This is a genomic window from Pseudomonas helmanticensis (assembly GCF_900182985.1).
GTDB classification, from domain to species: Bacteria; Pseudomonadota; Gammaproteobacteria; order Pseudomonadales; family Pseudomonadaceae; genus Aquipseudomonas; species Aquipseudomonas helmanticensis.
In genome coordinates this window covers 1,838,716-1,856,234 of the sequence record NZ_FXUY01000001.1, presented here as the reverse complement: position 1 = coordinate 1,856,234, position 17,519 = coordinate 1,838,716, and the positions used below count along the sequence as shown (strand labels likewise).

Sequence of the window (17,519 nt, the reverse complement as noted above, 5' to 3'; positions counted from 1 at the left end):
AGGAAGCAGGCCTTTCAATTATTTGATGACTAACTCAGCAGAACCGATCAATCACCCGAACTTCATTGTTGTTCTGCATCGAATCCCACGCCTGTTTCAGCGTTTGCAGAACATTACCGATGAAGTCCCTGTCGGCTGCCGCTTTCTTGCCAACATAACCGTGGCCGCGACGGTACATCTTCAGGCGGGCCAGCAGGTTCTGGGTGTTCTGCTCGAATTCTTCTTCGCCAGCATGGGGCGCCAGGCAGTCGATATGCACCTGACCCGATTTGCTGATCCACAGAATATGGCTGTCGTGGCTGTCTTTCTGCGCAGCGAACATACGAGCCAGTTCTTCGATAGTGGGTTGATTGTTCAGATTCATGATTTTGCCCCTTGACCAGTCTGGTGATCTTTCAAAGTTGATTCGCTAATACAGGTAGCCCATCGGTTAGTTGATCCCTGGCACCGAAACCAGGACGTCAGCGCTCGCCCGTGTGAAGTACGGGGTCATGCATCTGTTGCATGTAGTCGTGTTGAATAACTGCTACGCAATAGCGTCACAACGAGGAGAAGCAGCGAAAACCGGGAGGCTCCTTGACGACATATTCAGTGTCGACCACAAGCGTCTTGAGAATTTTCGCCAGCGCTTCTCGTCCTTGTACTGGACGTTCAGGCCAGGTCAGCTTCTTCAATCTGCCTTGTGGGCAGCGTGTATCCGGAAAAAACAACTCGGCGGTCAGACGAGTTTGCTCAAGCATGTTGCCAGTGTTCCCGATCGGGGAACGTCTTCATCATGCAAAAGCAAAACGACGCCGTCAACGGTTTTGTAGTGATTATTTTTGATCACTACATATTGTCGGACAAAGCTGTTTTGGAATGAGAAAGGATCCGTTCAGGCAACGGAAAAGGGTGCGCGCAGGGTGTAGAAGGTGCACGGATAACCGTCTACCTCGCGCTGCTGCCGGGTGAATTCACCGCCGCTCAATTGCGGGATCAGCCCGGCCCAGAAGCGTTGTGCCGGCAGGTTGGCGTCGATGTGGAAAATCTGCCATTGACCGGGGATGCGGCTCAAGAGGGCAGAGACGACAAACTGCGCGACGCCTTGGCCACGAAAGCGTCGCGCGATGAAGAAGTAGCCGATGTTGTGGTCGGCGCCGTCGATGTGGGTCTCGTTGTCGACGGTCACGAACCCGGCAAGTTCGTTGTCGACGCGGATCAGAAAAGGTTGGGTCTTCGGGTGGCGCCAGTAGTCGAGTTTAGGCTGGATGGCAAAGAAGCCGTGCTCGGCGAGTTTCAGCGGTAGCCATTGGCTGAAGTCGTGCATGTAGAACTGCATGAGGTTCTCGAGGGTGTCGAGGTCGTCGCGTTGCGCGGGGTGCAGTTCGATGGTGGGCATGGGACTTAACTCACTAACCTGACGAAGCCGTTATTGTGCACTCAACCTATTGTGGCGAGGGGGCTTGCCCCCTCGCCACAGGTTTGGTCGTACTCGTGGTTTTGCTGCGGGTCGATTTGCGTTTCTTCTTCCACGGTGTGGCGGCTTTGCCGGCGGGTGGCGGGCCGCTGATGGTCAGGCTGAGTGCGGAACAGCGTGTCACCTGCTTGCTCATCCACGCCGCCTGTTTGGTGACAAATTCTTCCAGGCTCATCTCGCCGCTCTGCACCATGTCCAGCGCCTGTTCCCAGATCGCCGTGGTGCCGGGGTCGGCAATCGCCCGGGGTACGGCGTCGATCAGGCTGAACGCCGCCGGCGTCGCGGCCAGCGCCTTGCCGTTTTTCACCAGATAACCACGATCCAGCAGACCCTGAATGATCGATGCACGAGTCGCTTCGGTGCCAATCCCGGTAGTGTCCTTGAGCTTCTGTTTGAGCAACGGATCTTCGACCAGTTTGGCCACGTTCTTCATCGCCTTGATCAGATCGCCTTCGGTGTAGGGTTTCGGTGGTTGTGTCCACAGATCCTTGAGCCGCACCTCGGCCACCGCGCATTCGACGCCCTGGTTCAGCGTCGGCAAGGTCTGCGGTGCGGGCGCCTCGCGACCTTTGGCGGTTGCGAGTGCCTCGGGCAGGGCGCGCTTCCAGCCCGGCTCGATGATCTGCTTGCCGACCGCGCGCAACGCTTCACCGGCGCTGTCGAAATCCGCTTGGGTGCGATCGTATTCATGATTGGGCAGAAACTGCGCCAGGTAGCGCGCACGGATCAGCGTATACACCGCACGGTGCTTGCCGCTGAGGCGCTCAAGGTTTTTCGCCGCTGCGGTGGGGATGATGCCGTGGTGGGCGCTGACCTTGGCGTCGTTCCATGCGCGCGACTTGCGCTGAGGTTCGAGAAAGCCCTGCAATGCTTCAAGGCCCGGATCTGCCTGCCGCAGCGCCGCGAGAATCGCCGGCGCTTCGCTGTGCTGGCTCACCGGCAGAAAGCCGCAATCACTGCGCGGGTAAGTGATGACTTTGTAGGTTTCGTAGAGCGCCTGTGCGATGTCGAGGGTTTCCTGCGCGCCGAGGCCGAGCTTTTTCGAGCAGACTTCCTGCAAGGTGCCGAGGTCGAAGGGCAGGGGCGCGACTTCACGCATGCGTTCGGTTTTCAACTTGACCACCCGCGCGGTCTCGCTGCTACCGAGTGCAGCGGCCGCTTGCTGCGCCAGTGCCTGATTCAGGCAGCGATCCTGATCGTCACAGGCATCTGATGGCGCGCGCCATTGCGCGGTGAATGGTGTGCCGTTGTGCAGCAGTTGCACATCGATCGCCCAATAGGCGACCGGTACGAAGTCGGCGATGCTGCGATCACGATCCACCACCAGGCGCAGGGTTGGCGTTTGCACTCGGCCCACCGGCAATACGCCTTGATAGCCCGACTGACGACCGAGCAAGGTGAACAGCCGACTCATGTTCATGCCGATCAGCCAGTCTGCCCGCGAGCGGCCCAGCGCCGAGTGGTACAGGCTGAAGGTCTCGGCCCCCGGCTTCAGCGCGGCCAACGCCTTGCGGATCGATGCTTCGTCGAGCGCCGACAGCCACAAACGACGGATCGGCCCGCGATAACGACAGTGCTCGACCAGTTCCCGGGCGATCATTTCGCCCTCACGGTCGGCGTCAGTGGCGATGATCAGCTCGCTGGCCTCGCCGAGCAGGCGCTTGACCGCTTTGTACTGGCTGGCGGTGCGTGGCTTGACGGTCATTTTCCATTTGTCCGGAATGATCGGCAGATCGGCCAGCACCCAGCGCTTGTAACGGGCGTCGTAGGCATCCGGCGGGGCGGTTTCGAGCAAGTGGCCGATGCACCAGGTGACTGTGACGTCCGTTCCCAGCCAGCAGCCGTCGCCCCGGCGCTTGGCACCGAGTACGGCCGCAATGTCTTTGGCCTGGGAAGGTTTTTCACAGAGGTACAGCCGCATATCCACCATCGCCGATCAAGGTCTGAACAGGTGCACAGAATGGCCGGACGTGGCGCCCGGGGCAACTTTTATCTGTATGGATATACAGATAAAAGGATTGCCGCAAGTGACGGTCAAAACCGGGACGCCGCGCCGCACTATCGAGAAATTGATTAGCGCCAAGGGTCTGCGCCGTGTCAGCGTCGGCGCGTTTGCAAACGCGAGTGACAGGACGATCTCGCCAGTAGATCGCTGTGGCCTGTCGGACACTGACTACCCAGAAACAAGGACGTAAACCATGCTTCAAGCCTCTTCCAACACCAGCACTGCCTTCAGCCAAGTCGACACGTTCAGCCATCTTTACGACCGGGGAGGCAGCGCGCTGGTCAACGGTAAACCGTCGTTCACCGCCGATCAGGCCGCCGATGAAATCCTGCGCAAGGGCCTGTCGTGGGGCGACAAGAACGCTGATGGCAAGATCGACCTCAGCTACAACTTCCTCACTGAAAAACCGGCGAACTACAACGCGAAACTGGGCAACTTCAGCGAATTCAGCGCGCAGCAGAAGGCGCAAGCCGTGCTGGCGATGCAATCCTGGGCCGATGTCGCCAACGTCACGTTCAGCGAAGGCAAGGGCGGCGATGGCCACATGACCTTCGGTAACTACGATGTCAGCACCGGTGGCGCTGCGTTCGCTTACCTGCCGAGCGGCAGCAGCTATGACGGTCAGTCGTGGTACCTGATCAACGATCAATATCAGGTCAACAAGACGCCGGACACCAACAACTACGGGCGTCAGACCCTGACCCACGAGATCGGCCATACCCTCGGCCTGTCGCACCCGGGCGCCTACAACGCCGGTAATGGCAACCCGACCTATAACGACGCCAAGTACGCCGAAGACACTCGCGGCTACAGCCTGATGAGCTACTGGAGCGAAGCCAACACCGACCAGAATTTCAGCAAGGACGGCAGTGGTGCGTACGCTTCGGCGCCATTGTTGGACGATATCGTCGCGGTGCAGAAACTCTATGGTGCCAACTACGCGACCCGCGCCGATGACACCACCTATGGTTTCAACTCCAACGCCGAACGCGATTTCTACAGCGCCTCTTCGGCGTCCTCCAAAGTGGTGTTCTCGGTGTGGGATGGCGGTGGTAATGACACGCTGGACTTCTCCGGCTTCAGCCAGAATCAGAAGATCAACCTCAATGAAGGTTCGTTCTCCGATGTTGGCGGTCTGGTGGGCAATGTGTCCATTGCTTACGGTGTGACTGTGGAGAATGCGCTGGGCGGTTCGGGCAATGACCTGCTGATTGGTAACGCCGCTGTCAACGATCTGTTCGGCGGTGCCGGTAATGACATCATTTACGGTGGTGGCGGTGGCGATACATTGTGGGGCGGTGCAGGGGCAGACACTTTCGTGTTTGGTGCAGCCAGCGACTCGACCATGACTGCGCCGGACTGGATCATGGATTTCACCAGCGGCCTAGACAAGATCGACCTGTCGGGCATCGCCGGTTTCGCCACGGGTGCGGCGTCGCTGAACTTCGTCAGCGGCTTCACCGGGCATGCGGGCGACGCGATCCTGACCTACTTTGCGCAGACCAATCAGACCAGCCTGATGGTTGACCTTACGGGGCAGGGGGCGGTGGATTTTGCTGTGGGCGTGGTGGGGCAGGCGCTGGCGACTGATATCGTTGCGTGATGCCTGAAGAGCGGCCCTCACCCTAACCCTCTCCCAGTGGGAGAGGGGACCGAATGGGGGATATTGGCGAAATTCACCGACTTGAACGATTGGCTTTGAATCCATAATCGACTCGATTTTTCAGGTCGATGGATTTCGCCAGACAACTCGGTCAGTCCCCTCTCCCTCAGGGAGAGGGTTAGGGTGAGGTGCTTTTGAAGTGGATGGGCCGTTCGGCTGTAAACCCAACCCAATCCGAACCGATGGGCTATACCTGAACCGGTCTCTTCGCCGTATTCAGGAGAACCCTTATGAAAAGCTCCGGCCCCAGCCCCGTCATCGCCCTCGAACAACTCTCCGGCTGCCTCTTGGTGAAATTCCACGGCATCCAGGTCGCCGCGTCCTCCCACGTGCTCATCCTCAACGAAGCCAACTACCCGCCGGTCTATTACGTGCCCCGCGAAGACATCGACGAAAAGTATTTCGCCCGCACCGACCACACCAGTTATTGCCCATACAAGGGCGACGCCAATTACTTCAGCCTGCAAGTGCCCGGACATGAGGGCGCCAACGCCGTGTGGACTTACGAAAACCCGAAAGTCTCGGTAGCGCCGATTCGCGATTACGTGGCGTTCTATCCTGACCAAGTGAAATTCGAAGTGATCAAGGCCGAACCTCAGTAATTCAGATCGACAAACGGCTGGAGCAACTTCGCATCAGGGCCGAAGCGCAGCGTGGTGGTCTCGCGCAGACGGACCACCCTCGCCACAGGTTCTCTTTCTTTCAGGTGTTTTTTTAGTGATTTCAGTTCTTGTCGAGGTCGATGTTCTTGGTCTCACGCAAGAAGATCATCCCCACCACCAGACTCACCCCGGTAATCAGCACCGGGTACCACAGCCCGTAGAAGATATCGCCGGTGTACACCACCAGCGCAAACGACACCGTCGGCAGGAACCCGCCAAACCAGCCGTTGCCGATGTGATACGGCAGCGACATCGAGGTGTAGCGAATCCGCGTCGGGAACAGCTCCACCATCAGCGCCGCGAGCGGGCCGTAGCACATGGCCGAGATGATGATCAGTGCGACGATCAGCGCAACGATCATCGGCTTGTTGATCTGCTGCGCATCCGCCTGTTGCGGGTAGCCGGCGAGGGTGATCGCGCCGCGTAATGCCGCCTCATCGTAGCCGTCGAGTTTCACGTCGCCGACGCTGATTTGCACGGCGCTGCCAGCAGGCGCCGCGACGCTGGAGTAGGGCAGGCCTTGCTTGACCAGAAAGGTTTTGGCCTTGTCGCACGGGCTGTCGAATTTTGCCTTGCCGACCGGATCGAACTGGAAGGTGCAGGTCGCCGGATCCGCCAGCACCGTGATCGGCGCCTGACGGCTGGCCTGATCGATCGCCGGGTTGGCGTAATGGGCGAGGGATTTGAAGATCGGGAAGTACAGCGCGGTCGCCAACAGCAAGCCGAGCATCAGCACCGGTTTGCGCCCGACCTTGTCCGAGAGCCAGCCGAAAATGATGAAGAACGGCGCGCCGATCACCACGCTGATGATCAGCAAGGTGTTGGCCACCGCCGGGTCCATTTTCAGGAACTGGGTGAGGAAGAACAGCACGTAGAACTGCGCGGCGTAGAACGTCACCGCTTGCCCGGCGTTGATGCTGAACAGCGCGATCAGCACGACTTTGAGGTTTTCCCATTTGCCGAAGGATTCGCGGATCGGCGCCTTGCAGGTCTTGCCTTCCTCTTTCATTTTCAGATACGCCGGCGACTCGTGCAGGCTCAGGCGGATCCAGGTGGAAATGCCCAGCAGCACAATCGACAGCAGGAACGGAATCCGCCAGCCCCACACTTCAAACTGATCGCCAGTGAAGTAGCGGCAACCGAGCACCACCAGCAGCGACAGCAGCAGGCCGAGGGTCGCCGTGGATTGAATCCAGCTGGTGTGGAAGCCGCGTTTGCCGATCGGCGCGTGCTCCGCCACGTAGGTGGCAGCGCCGCCATATTCACCGCCGAGCGCCAGGCCCTGGAGCATGCGCAGCACCACGAGGATGATCGGCGCGGCAATGCCGATGCTGGCGTACGTCGGCAAGAGACCGACGCAGAAGGTCGCGATGCCCATCAGGATAATCGTCGCGAGAAAGGTGTATTTGCGCCCGATCATGTCTCCCAGACGACCGAACACCAGCGCGCCGAACGGCCGCACGATAAAGCCTGCGGCGAAGGCCATCAGCGCAAAGATGAACGCCGTGGTGTCGTTGACCCCGGCGAAAAACTGCTTGCTGATCACCGCCGCAAGGGCGCCGTAGAGGAAGAAGTCATACCACTCGAACACTGTTCCCAGTGAGGACGCGAAGATGACTTTCTGCGTGGCATTGCTGGTGCTGGCGCCGCTCGCGGCGTCCAGCGGCTGAGCGTGTTCTGACATAGCGGTATCCCTCACAGTGATTGTTTTTGTTGTTCCACTGGTGCTCGATGTCCATGAATCAAACGCATGTCCCTGTAGGAGCTGCCGCAGGCTTCGATCTTTTGACTTCGGGACGCGGAGCGTCCCCGGCTACGTTCCCACGCGGAGTGTGGGAACGCTCAGTCAACCAAGATCAAAAAATCGCAGCCTGCGGCAGCTCCTACAGGGTTTGGGCCAGCTCCAATTTCAGGGGGCTGCTCCTTGTGGTGGGGTTTAGGATCAATTGCGCGGCTTTCTCGGCAATCATCAGCGTAGGCGAACAGGTGTTGCCCGAGGTGATGCGCGGCATGATCGAGGCATCGGCGATGCGCAAACCGGGCACGCCGTGAACGCGCAACTGCGCGTCGACCACTGCATCACCGTCATTGCCCATGCGACAGGTACCGACCGGGTGGAAAATCGTCGTGCCGATAGTCGCTGCCGCGTGCTGCAACTCTTCTTCACTTTGCAGGCTGGCGCCGGGCAAATACTCGACCGGTTTGAACGCTTGCAAAGCAGGGGCGCTGACGATGCGCCGGGTCAGGCGGATTGCGTCCGCTGCCACGCGCAAATCTTCCGGATGGCTCAGGTAATTCGGCTGAATCAGCGGCGCCTCTTGTGGATCCGCCGAGCGAATGTCGATGCGCCCCCGACTCTGCGGACGCAAATCGCAGACAGATGCAGTGAAGGCGGGAAAACTGTGCAACGGCTCGCCAAAACGCTCCAGCGACAGCGGCTGCACGTGATATTCCAGATTCGCCGAGGTCTGTTCCGGCCCCGAACGCGCAAACGCGCCCAACTGACTCGGCGCCATCGACAGCGGCCCGCTGCGGTCATACAGATAACGCAGGCCCATGCCCATCTTGCCCCACACGCTGCCAGCGATCTGGTTCAGCGTTCGCGCATTTTCCAGTTTGTAGATCAGCCGCAGTTGCAGGTGATCCTGCAGATTGCCGCCGACGCCCGGCAACTCATGAATCACGCCGATACCGAGACGCTCCAGCAGTGGCCGTGGGCCAATCCCGGAGCGTTGCAAAATGCTCGGCGAACCGACCGAACCGGCGCACAAGACGATTTCCTTGCGTGCCTTGAACTGTTTGCTCTGACCTTCATGCCGCGCACTGACTTTGGACGCGCGACCGTTCTCCAGCAGAACCCGATCGACTTCAACCCCGGTCAGCACCGTCAGATTTGTCCGGTTGCGCAGCGGTTTCAAAAACGCCTTCGCCGCATTCCAGCGCACGCCGGCCTTCTGATTGACCTGAAAGTAGCCGCAACCCTCGTTATCGCCCTGATTGAAATCGTCGATGCTGGCAATCCCGCTTTGTTCGGCAGCGCTGCGAAACGCGTCCAGAATCGGCCACGACAGGCGCTGTTGTTCGACCCGCCATTCACCCTTGGCACCGTGAAATTCAGCACTCCCGGCAAAATGGTTTTCGCTTTGCTTGAACAGGGGCAGCACATCGTTCCAGGCCCAGCCCGGATTGCCCTCGGCCGCCCAGCCGTCATAGTCGTTGGCCTGGCCGCGCATGTAGATCATGCCGTTGATGGACGAACAGCCGCCGAGCACTTTGCCGCGCGGATAACTCAGCGCGCGACCGTTGAGGCCCGGTTGTTGTTCGGTCTTGAAGCACCAGTCGGTGCGCGGGTTACCGATGCAGAACAGGTAACCGACAGGGATGTGAATCCACGCATAGTTGTCACGCCCGCCGGCTTCGAGCAACAGCACGCGCTGCTGCGGATCAGCCGACAGCCGATTGGCCAGCAAGCACCCGGCAGGGCCGGCGCCAACCACGATGTAGTCGTATTCATCGAGGGAAGTCTGCATTCCCTGACCTCGCTTTTTGTTTTTATTGTCGGACACTCTAGTTGTTAGCTTTCGTTAAAAGAATGTTAGTTTTTGCGCAGCCGCTGTGCGTTTTCAAACAGCCTGCATAGACCATAGCCGACAAGGACACGCCATGTTCGACTGGAACGACCTGCGGTTTTTTCTCGAACTGCAACGCAGCGGCCGGCTGCTCACCGCCGCTCGCCGTCTCAACACCACCCACGCCACCGTCGCCCGCCATATCGAAGCCATCGAAAAAAGCCTCGGCACTGCGCTGTTTGTCCAGCACGCCCAAGGCTACGAAATGACCCCGGCGGGGGAGGCGCTGCTTAAACATGCCGAGGCGATGGAAAACGTTGCGTTGTTGGCGCAAGAAGAAATCACTCAATCCACCGCGCCACTGGGCAAAATTCGTGTCGGCGTCACCGAAGGGCTGGGTATCAAGTTTCTCGCCAGCCGCATGATCGGACTGTTCGAACGGTATCCGGGATTGGAAGTGGAACTGGTCGCCGTGCCGCGCTTCGTCAGCATCCTCAACCGTGAAGCGGAAATCAGCATCCATCTGGAGCGCCCGGCGGCGGACATGCTCGTCACGCGCAAACTCACGGACTATCGACTCGCGTTGTACGCCAGCCAACGCTATCTCGATAAGGCGCCGCCACTGCAAAGCCGCGAAGACCTCGGGCGGCATGCGTGGATCGGTTATGTCGATGATTTGCTGTTCAGCCAGGAACTGATGTTTCTCAACAGCTTCTGCCGCAGCCCTCGGGTTGTGTTCCATAGCACCAGCGTTATTGCCCAGCAGGAGGCTGCGCGATCGGGATTGGGGATTGCGGTGTTGCCGTGCTACATGGCGTCAACTGACCCTGACCTTGTCCCATTGCTGCCGGATGAAAGCATCGAGCGCAGTTACTGGATCAGCACGCGGCGCGAGCTGCACAAGTCGGTGCGGCTGCGGGTGGTTTGGGATTATGTGGTGGGGTTGTGTGAGGCGGAGCAGGGGTTATTACGCGGGCAGTCCTGCAGAACATAGATCCCCTGTAGGAGTGAGCCTGCTCGCGATAGCGGTGTACCAGACAACGCAAATGTTGAATGTTATTGGGCCATCGCGAGCAGGCTCACTCCTACAGGGGAAAGGCAAATACGGGATTGATTTATATATATGGATATCCGTATATTCGATTTTCCGTATGTATTGAGCCTGTTCCATGATCACCCCCACCGAAGTCTTCAAGAGTCTCGCCGACGAAACCCGCGTGCGCGCCATCCTGCTGATTGCTGGTCAAGGCGAACTGTGTGTCTGCGAGCTGATGTGTGCGCTCGACGACAGCCAGCCGAAAATCAGCCGCCACCTTGCGCAACTGCGCAGCAATGGTTTGCTGCTCGATCGCCGCCAGGGTCAATGGGTCTACTACCGCCTCAATCCGGATCTGCCTGAGTGGATTGGTGAAATCCTGCACGTGACCTCCAAGGCCAATGCCGATTGGCTCAAGGACAATGCGGCCCGTCTGCAACACATGGACGGTCGGCCGGTTCGCGAAGCTGCCTGCTGCTGAATCTGATATCGGAGCGACTCATGCGAATCCTGTTTATGTGCACGGCCAACAGCTGCCGTAGCATCCTTTCAGAAGCCCTGTTCAATCACTTGGCCCCCGCCGGTTTCGAAGCCGTCAGCGCCGGCAGTTTTCCCAAAGGGCAGGTGTTGCCGCGCAGTCTGCTCACGCTGCAACAGGCCGGCATCGCCATCGACGGCCTGCACAGCAAAGGCAACGATGCCTTTGTAAACAATCCGCCTGACATCGTTATCACCGTTTGCGACAAGGCCGCTGGCGAGACGTGCCCGGTGTACTTCGGCCCGGCGTTGAAGGCCCATTGGGGATTGGCAGATCCGTCGGAAGTGAGCGGCGACGAAGCCGCCATTGCCGCTGCCTTCCACGGCACATTGACGCGCATCGGCCAGCGCTGCCAAGCCTTTCTCGATCTGCCTTTTCAAGCACTCAGCCGCGATGAACTCAAAGCCGCACTCGAGCGCATCGGCGCGCTGTAAGGAGAATTTATGTCGGAACATCTGCCCAACCTCGACGCCAGTTTGTTCGAGGCGGCCAAACCCTCCAGTCAAGAACCGCACAAACCGCGCATCCTGCTGCTCTACGGTTCAACCCGCGAGCGCTCTTTCAGCCGTTTGTTGGTAGAGGAGGCCGCGCGCCTGCTCGAACACTTCGGCGCTGAAACACGCATATTCAACCCGTCTGGCATGCCGTTGCCCGACGACGTCCCTGTCGATCATCCGAAAGTGCAGGAACTGCGCGATCTGGTGTTGTGGTCGGAAGGGCAGGTCTGGTGTTCGCCGGAACGTCACGGTGCCATGTCTGCGGTGTTCAAGGCGCAGATCGACTGGATCCCGCTGGAACTCGGCGCTGTGCGCCCGACCCAAGGCAAAACCCTCGCGGTGATGCAAGTCTGCGGCGGCTCGCAGTCGTTCAACGTGGTCAACCAATTGCGCGTGTTGGGCCGCTGGATGCGCATGTTCACCATCCCTAATCAGTCCTCGGTGCCGAAGGCCTATATGGAATTCGACGAAGCCGGGCGGATGAAACCTTCACCGTTCTATGATCGAGTGGTCGATGTCATGGAAGAACTGGTGAAATTCACCGTGCTGCTGCGTGGCCAACAGACTCATCTGGTTGATCGCTATTCGGAGCGCAAAGAAACCGCCGAGCAGCTCATGAGCCGGGTCAATCAGCGTTCGATCTGAGCGCGCCCGGCCGGCTGATTGCATCTGGCCCATGCAACTAACGCCCAGCGCTACAGGTCACTCCATCAGCGGAGGTTGATTCAATTCGCCCAACCTCGAACATCGAAGACGCTGCCTGTGGCCACTCACCTCGATCGTCGCAACAACCTGTCACTCGACAGCCTGAATTTCTTCCTTGCGGATGTGCGCGACGGGCTCGGTCCCTATCTGGCGATCTACCTGTTGGCGGTGCATCACTGGGATCCGGCGAGCATCGGTGTGGTCATGACCCTTGCCGGGATCGCCGCGCTCATCACGCAAACGCCTGCGGGGGCGCTGGTCGATAACACGCGTTACAAACGCGCGATGATCGCCATTGCCGCGCTGTTGGTGACCGGCAGTTGCCTGCTGCTGCCCTTCGTCAGCTCATTCAGTCTGGTCGCGTTGACGCAAGCGCTCAGCGCCGTCGCCGCGTCGGTTTTCGCCCCGGCGATTTCGGCGATCACCCTAGGGATTACCGGACCACGCGCCTTCACCCGTCGCACCGGGCGTAACGAAACATTCAACCACGCCGGCAATGCCTGCGCGGCGCTGCTGGCAGGGTTGTTCGCCTACCTGTTCGGCCCGGTGGCGGTGTTTTATCTGATGGCGGTGATGGCGCTGGCCAGCGTGATTGCGATCGCCTTTGTGTCGCCAAAAGCCATCGACCACGATGTGGCACGGGGCCTGGATCCCGGCGGTGCAGGACATGGCACGCAACCGTCGGGGCTGGCGGTGCTGCTGACGAACCAACCGCTGCTGTTGTTCGCGGTTTGCTGCGCGCTGTTTCACCTGGCGAACGCCGCGATGTTGCCGCTGGTGAGCCAGAAACTCGCGCAGGCCAATTTGCACATGGCCACGCCACTGACCTCGGCCTGCATCGTCGCGGCGCAATTGGTCATGGTGCCCGTCGCGTTGCTGGTCGGGGCCAAGGCCGATGTTTGGGGGCGCAAACCGCTACTGCTCGTAGGCTTCCTGATTTTGCCGTTGCGTGGCGTGCTCTACACCTTCTCCGATGATCCTTATTGGCTGGTTGCGGTGCAACTGCTGGATGGTGTTGGCGCGGGGATTTTCGGCGCGCTGTTTCCGGTGGTGGTCAAGGATCTGACGTTAGGGACCGGGCATTTCAATGTCAGTCTGGGTGCGCTTTCGACCGCGTTCGGGTTGGGGGCGGCGTTGAGTAATGGCCTTGCCGGGCTGGTGGTTGAGGCGGCGGGTTATAGTGCGGCGTTTCTGACGTTGGCGGCGGTGGCTGCGGTGGCACTGGTTTTGTTGTGGATTGCGTTTCCCGAGACGTTGCAGCGTTCTGCTGAATCAGGTACTCATCGGAGTGAATTGCCTTCTGCGACTGTGCCTTGAAGAAGATCAACAGATCGCAGCCTTCGGCAGCTCCTACAGGGATGAGGGTAGGAGCTGCCGAAGGCTGCGATCTGTTGATCTGGCTTTATTTTTTCGAACGTGCCGCAAATCGCATTGCCCGCAGGCCAGAAATCCTGGTCGTCCGAGCGTTCGGTCAAAGTCGCTTCGCACTGATCTACTTGAGCCACTTGCCGGGACAACAACGCGCGTCCACTCTATGGCAGTCGACAAGGAGCGTCAGCCGATCCTCCGTCGCGATCACAGGGAGCTTGCAGCATGAGCGAAGACAGCAAAGTCAAAGGCCCGGCGTCCTATTTCCCCTCCATCGAAAAGAAGTACGGCCAACCGATTGATCACTGGTTGAACCTCCTTGCCGGCCTCGGCGACAAAAAGCACATGGAACGGGTCGCCTGGCTCAAGACCGAACACGGCATGGGCCACGGCCACGCCAACGCACTGGTTGCGCATCATCTGGCGAACAGTAAACAGTGAGGGCAGGGCGGCCATTGGCTGCGGCGCTCAAGCCTTTATCACAAGACCCGCAGCCAAGGCGCCACCGATGTCGCTGAGCTTTCACAAGATGCACGCCAACGGCGACGACTTCGTCCTGGTCGACACCCGCAACAGCGCCAACCCGATCACCAGCGAACTGGCCCGGCGACTGGGCGACCGTCATCTAGGCATTGGCTTCAACCAGCTCGCCGTGGTGCTCAACTGCGATGATGCCGATGCGCGCCTGCAATTCTGGAACGCCGACGGCTCCGTGCTGGATGTCTGCGGCAGCGCAACCCGTGGCGCCGCCGACCGACTGATGCGCGAGGCCAGTCGCAAATCAATCACGCTGCGCACCCAGCGTGGGCTGCTCACCTGCGAACGCACGCCATGCGGATTGATCGCCGTCGACATGGGCCAGCCGCTGTTCGACTGGACAGCGATTCCCCTGGCCCAGGCATACGACACGCTCGTACTGCCATTGCCTGGCGACCCAAGCGCCTGCAGCATGGGCAATCCCCACTGCACGTATTTCGTCGACGACCTCGGCACCGTCGACATCGCCAGCCTCGGCCCATCCCTCGAAAACCACCCCTTGTTCCCGCGCAAGACCAACGTCCATTTCGTGCAGATCATCGACCGCCAGCACATTCGCCTGCGCATCTGGGAACGCAACGGCGGCATCCCGCTCGGCTCCGGCTCATGCGCCTGCGGCGCCGCCGTCAACGGCATTCGCCGGGGCCTGCTCGACCACACCGTCGAAGTCGAATGCGACGGCGGCCCCGTCAGCGTGCACTGGAACGGCAGCGGCAACGTCACCCTCAGCGGCCCGGTCGAACACGTCTACTCCGGCACAATCCCCGACACCCCCCTGTAGGAGCTGCCGAAGGCTGCGATCTTTTGATCCTTGCATCAACTCAATCGAAGAAAGGCTGCGATTACGCGGCATCCAACCGCTGGCAAACGTCGACTTATAGCGCACCTGATCCAGAACGGTTTACCCGGCAGAGGTAACCCGCGCAGCCTGCGCAGGGTGGCGCGACGTCACCAGGCCGATAAAGGAAATCGCCAGCGCCAGGCCAAGAGTGGTGGTGACCTCAGTGCGGTGCTGCGGGGTGATCATCATCACCGCCAGTGCGGCGCAGATGAACACGATCACCGCCCAGGTCAGCCAGGGAAACAGCCACATGCGAAAGGTCAGCTCGACGTTGCGCTGCCGCAACACCCGGCGCATGCGCAACTGCGATACCGCAATTGCCAGATACACCAACAAGGCAATCGCGCCAGAGCTGGCCAGCAGGAACTCGAACAGCCCGGCGGGCATGACGTAGCTCCACACAGTAATCGCCGCGCCGAGCACGGTGCTGGCGATGACGGCTGCGCGTGGCACGCCTTCCGAGGACGTCACCTTCAACACTTTCGGCGCATCGCCTCGACGGCCCAGCGAGTAGAGCATGCGCGAGGCAATGTAGATCGAGGAGTTCATGCAACTGGCCACGGCAATCAGCACGACCACGTCGACCATGAATTTGGCATGCGGGATGTTCATGATTTCCAGGGCGCGCTGATAAGAACCGACCGACGCGAGCAACGGGTCATTCCACGGCACCACCGAAATGACCACGAAAATCGACAGCAGGTAAAACACGCCGATGCGCCAGATCACCGAGCGCGTTGCCTTGGCGATGTTGCGCGCCGGGTCATTCGATTCGGCGGCGGCGATGGTCACCGCTTCAGTACCGATAAAACTGAACATGATGGTGATGAATGCGCCGACCACTGCCGACAATCCATTCGGTGCAAATCCGCCGTGCTCCGCCATCAAACCGCTCAACCCGCTGACTTCGCGGTCGGGCAGCCATCCCATCAACACGGCAAAACCCACGCCGATAAAACCGATGATCGCCACGACCTTGGCCATCGCGAACCAGAATTCGAACTCGCCATATTTCGACACGCTGAACAGGTTGGTCACCACCAGCGCAATGATCGACAGCAAGGCGAACAGCCACGCATCGACCTGTGGAAACCATTGGTGCAGCACATGGCCGGCGGCGAGTGCTTCGATAGGAATCACCAGCACCCAGAACCACCAGTACAGCCAGCCGATGGTAAATCCGGCCCAGCGCCCGATCGCCTGATCGGCATAGGTGGAAAACGAACCGGTGTCGGGATTGGCCACCGCCATCTCGCCGAGCATGCGCATGACCAGCACGACGAGCAAACCGGAGAAAAGATAAGCCAGAAGAACCGCTGGACCGGCCGCCGCAATGGCATGCCCCGAGCCTACGAACAAACCGGCGCCGATGATCCCTGCGATTGACAGCATTGTTACGTGACGAGGCTTGAAGCCCTGCGCCAATTGGCCACTCGAATCCTTGGAGTTCGGGCTAATCATTGGTTTTATTATTCTCTGCTGATCGACATTCAAGCGGGTTGAAAGGGGCCGCCGAGCATCGTTGATGCTTGCTCAACTTCCGCGAGGAAGCCCCTTTCAACCGCCGCAGTTCTTATCAAACCCATCATCGCGATGTGATTATTTTGCTGAAAAGACGCTTCACCTTACCCGGCCTGTCCGCTGATTCAGTAGCCTGATCGCGCCATCTCCGTGTCTGATATCGACACGTAACAAGCGTGTGTTTTCGCTGAAAACCACCCGGTCACTGCGGGGCAAGGGCAATGCCCAAGTTCGTCAAACGCCAACCCCGACCTCCCTGAAACAAACACATCCCCCTGTAGGCGTGAGCCTGCTCGCGAAAACGCCAGCCCAATCACCACAAAATCCAACCCCATCACAACCTCGCGCACCGCCCACAACGGCGCCGCCACCAACGCTCCAGGCACTGCTGCGAAACACCCCCGACCTCGTTATCGAATGAACGCTCGCAAATCACTGGTCAGCTTATCGATCGCCGCCTTGAAGTCATTCGCCGTGATGGTCTGGTTGGCATTTTTCAACTGGGTGCCGAACACTTTGCGCACGACTTTAGCCACCGTCTGTTGGTTGCTGGCGTCGATGAATTCGGCCTCGATGAACAACTCCGTGTCCTGATCGCGATGCCCCGATATGGCTTGAACACCGCCCACCACTGCGGCGACCGGAATCACCTCATACCACTTCATGCCCTCGTTCTCGGCGTTCACTCCGGTAATCGCTGCCCACAGGATCAACGTCTTCGAGCCGGCGGCTGATGCAGGGTTGGTCACCACCCGATACTTCTGCCCGAGTACGCCTTTAGCCTGATTGGTCATGTAGTTCTGCAACTCCTCCAGCGTCTTGCGGTTTACCCGCTCGTTCGGCTGCGGTGCCGGGTACAGTTCCAGTTTGTTGAAGACCACTGTGGTGTAGGCATTCGGGTTCCACGACGGAATCACCCAGCGCATGGCTTTCTCGCCGCTGGTGGTGGTCACTTCCTGCAGATTGTTGTAGTTGGGCAGAAAGCCTGAATACTGCTGGCGCTCAGTGACTTTCGAAGTGCAACCGCCGAGCAAGAGGCTGGTCAGTGCTACGCCGATGAACAGTTTTCGTGACGGGGTCATGGTGTTTGCTCCGAAGGGTGATGGGTCATGTTTTTAAGG

General features: G+C 59.5%; 17 protein-coding genes. 9 read left to right on the top strand and 8 right to left on the bottom strand.

Annotated elements, in window-relative coordinates; all coding sequences use genetic code 11:
* Nucleotides 1-34 precede the first annotated feature (34 nt).
* The 4 genes from QOL84_RS08350 to QOL84_RS08335 all read right to left on the bottom strand — a co-directional run bounded on the left by QOL84_RS08350 (nt 35) and on the right by QOL84_RS08335 (nt 3,377).
* Nucleotides 35-364, bottom strand: coding sequence for a hypothetical protein (locus tag QOL84_RS08350; RefSeq protein ID WP_283436889.1), 330 nt, complete (start codon nt 362-364; stop codon nt 35-37).
* A gap of 175 nt (nt 365-539) precedes the next feature.
* Nucleotides 540-740, bottom strand: coding sequence for a hypothetical protein (locus tag QOL84_RS08345; protein WP_164979426.1), 201 nt, complete (start codon nt 738-740; stop codon nt 540-542).
* Nucleotides 741-874: 134 nt separating this feature from the next.
* Nucleotides 875-1,378, bottom strand: a complete 504-nt coding sequence (locus QOL84_RS08340; RefSeq protein ID WP_283436888.1) for a GNAT family N-acetyltransferase — start codon at nt 1,376-1,378, stop codon at nt 875-877.
* Nucleotides 1,379-1,424: 46 nt separating this feature from the next.
* Nucleotides 1,425-3,377, bottom strand: coding sequence for a DNA topoisomerase III (locus QOL84_RS08335; RefSeq protein WP_283436887.1), 1,953 nt, complete (start codon nt 3,375-3,377; stop codon nt 1,425-1,427).
* Nucleotides 3,378-3,654: 277 nt separating this feature from the next.
* On the opposite strand from QOL84_RS08335, the gene QOL84_RS08330 reads away from it, so the two are divergent.
* Together QOL84_RS08330 and QOL84_RS08325 are read left to right on the top strand one after the other, a co-directional pair.
* The gene (locus tag QOL84_RS08330; protein ID WP_283436886.1) at nt 3,655-5,064 is read left to right on the top strand and encodes a serralysin family metalloprotease; all 1,410 of its coding nucleotides are present in this window, start codon (nt 3,655-3,657) and stop codon (nt 5,062-5,064) included.
* 290 nt (nt 5,065-5,354) lie between these two features.
* On the top strand, nt 5,355-5,726 hold the full coding sequence (locus QOL84_RS08325; protein WP_283436885.1) for a DUF427 domain-containing protein: 372 nt from the start codon (nt 5,355-5,357) through the stop codon (nt 5,724-5,726).
* 121 nt (nt 5,727-5,847) lie between these two features.
* Here QOL84_RS08325 and QOL84_RS08320 read toward each other — a convergent pair whose 3' ends face one another.
* Nucleotides 5,848-7,470, bottom strand: a complete 1,623-nt coding sequence (locus QOL84_RS08320; RefSeq protein WP_129392443.1) for an MFS transporter — start codon at nt 7,468-7,470, stop codon at nt 5,848-5,850.
* Between the two features lie 199 nt (nt 7,471-7,669).
* The gene (locus QOL84_RS08315; RefSeq protein WP_283436884.1) at nt 7,670-9,316 is read right to left on the bottom strand and encodes a GMC family oxidoreductase; all 1,647 of its coding nucleotides are present in this window, start codon (nt 9,314-9,316) and stop codon (nt 7,670-7,672) included.
* 133 nt (nt 9,317-9,449) lie between these two features.
* Here QOL84_RS08315 and QOL84_RS08310 point away from each other — a divergent pair, with 133 nt between their 5' ends.
* From QOL84_RS08310 to dapF, 7 genes are all read left to right on the top strand, one after another.
* A complete protein-coding gene (locus QOL84_RS08310) occupies nt 9,450-10,349 on the top strand; it encodes a LysR family transcriptional regulator (RefSeq protein WP_283436883.1) in 900 nt (299 codons plus the stop codon).
* A gap of 175 nt (nt 10,350-10,524) precedes the next feature.
* Nucleotides 10,525-10,872 carry a metalloregulator ArsR/SmtB family transcription factor gene (locus QOL84_RS08305; RefSeq protein WP_283436882.1) on the top strand — a complete coding sequence of 116 codons (348 nt, stop codon included), beginning with the start codon at nt 10,525-10,527 and terminating at the stop codon, nt 10,870-10,872.
* A 20-nt stretch (nt 10,873-10,892) separates the two neighbouring features.
* Nucleotides 10,893-11,363 (top strand): arsenate reductase ArsC, encoded by a 471-nt coding sequence (locus QOL84_RS08300; RefSeq protein ID WP_283436881.1) that lies wholly within the window; start codon nt 10,893-10,895, stop codon nt 11,361-11,363.
* Between the two features lie 9 nt (nt 11,364-11,372).
* Nucleotides 11,373-12,071: an arsenical resistance protein ArsH gene (arsH, locus tag QOL84_RS08295; RefSeq protein ID WP_283436880.1), complete on the top strand. Its 699-nt coding sequence runs from the start codon at nt 11,373-11,375 to the stop codon at nt 12,069-12,071.
* A gap of 117 nt (nt 12,072-12,188) precedes the next feature.
* Nucleotides 12,189-13,448, top strand: coding sequence for an MFS transporter (locus tag QOL84_RS08290; RefSeq protein ID WP_283436879.1), 1,260 nt, complete (start codon nt 12,189-12,191; stop codon nt 13,446-13,448).
* A 276-nt stretch (nt 13,449-13,724) separates the two neighbouring features.
* Nucleotides 13,725-13,940: a DUF4287 domain-containing protein gene (locus tag QOL84_RS08285; protein ID WP_283436878.1), complete on the top strand. Its 216-nt coding sequence runs from the start codon at nt 13,725-13,727 to the stop codon at nt 13,938-13,940.
* 67 nt (nt 13,941-14,007) lie between these two features.
* Complete coding sequence (gene dapF / locus QOL84_RS08280; protein ID WP_283436877.1) at nt 14,008-14,817, top strand: diaminopimelate epimerase; 810 nt, start codon at nt 14,008-14,010, stop codon at nt 14,815-14,817.
* A gap of 120 nt (nt 14,818-14,937) precedes the next feature.
* Here dapF and gabP read toward each other — a convergent pair whose 3' ends face one another.
* The gene (gene gabP / locus QOL84_RS08275) at nt 14,938-16,338 is read right to left on the bottom strand and encodes a GABA permease (RefSeq protein ID WP_283436876.1); all 1,401 of its coding nucleotides are present in this window, start codon (nt 16,336-16,338) and stop codon (nt 14,938-14,940) included.
* 470 nt (nt 16,339-16,808) lie between these two features.
* Nucleotides 16,809-17,480 (bottom strand): DUF3313 domain-containing protein, encoded by a 672-nt coding sequence (locus QOL84_RS08270; RefSeq protein WP_283436875.1) that lies wholly within the window; start codon nt 17,478-17,480, stop codon nt 16,809-16,811.
* Between the last annotated feature and the right edge of the window lie 39 nt (nt 17,481-17,519).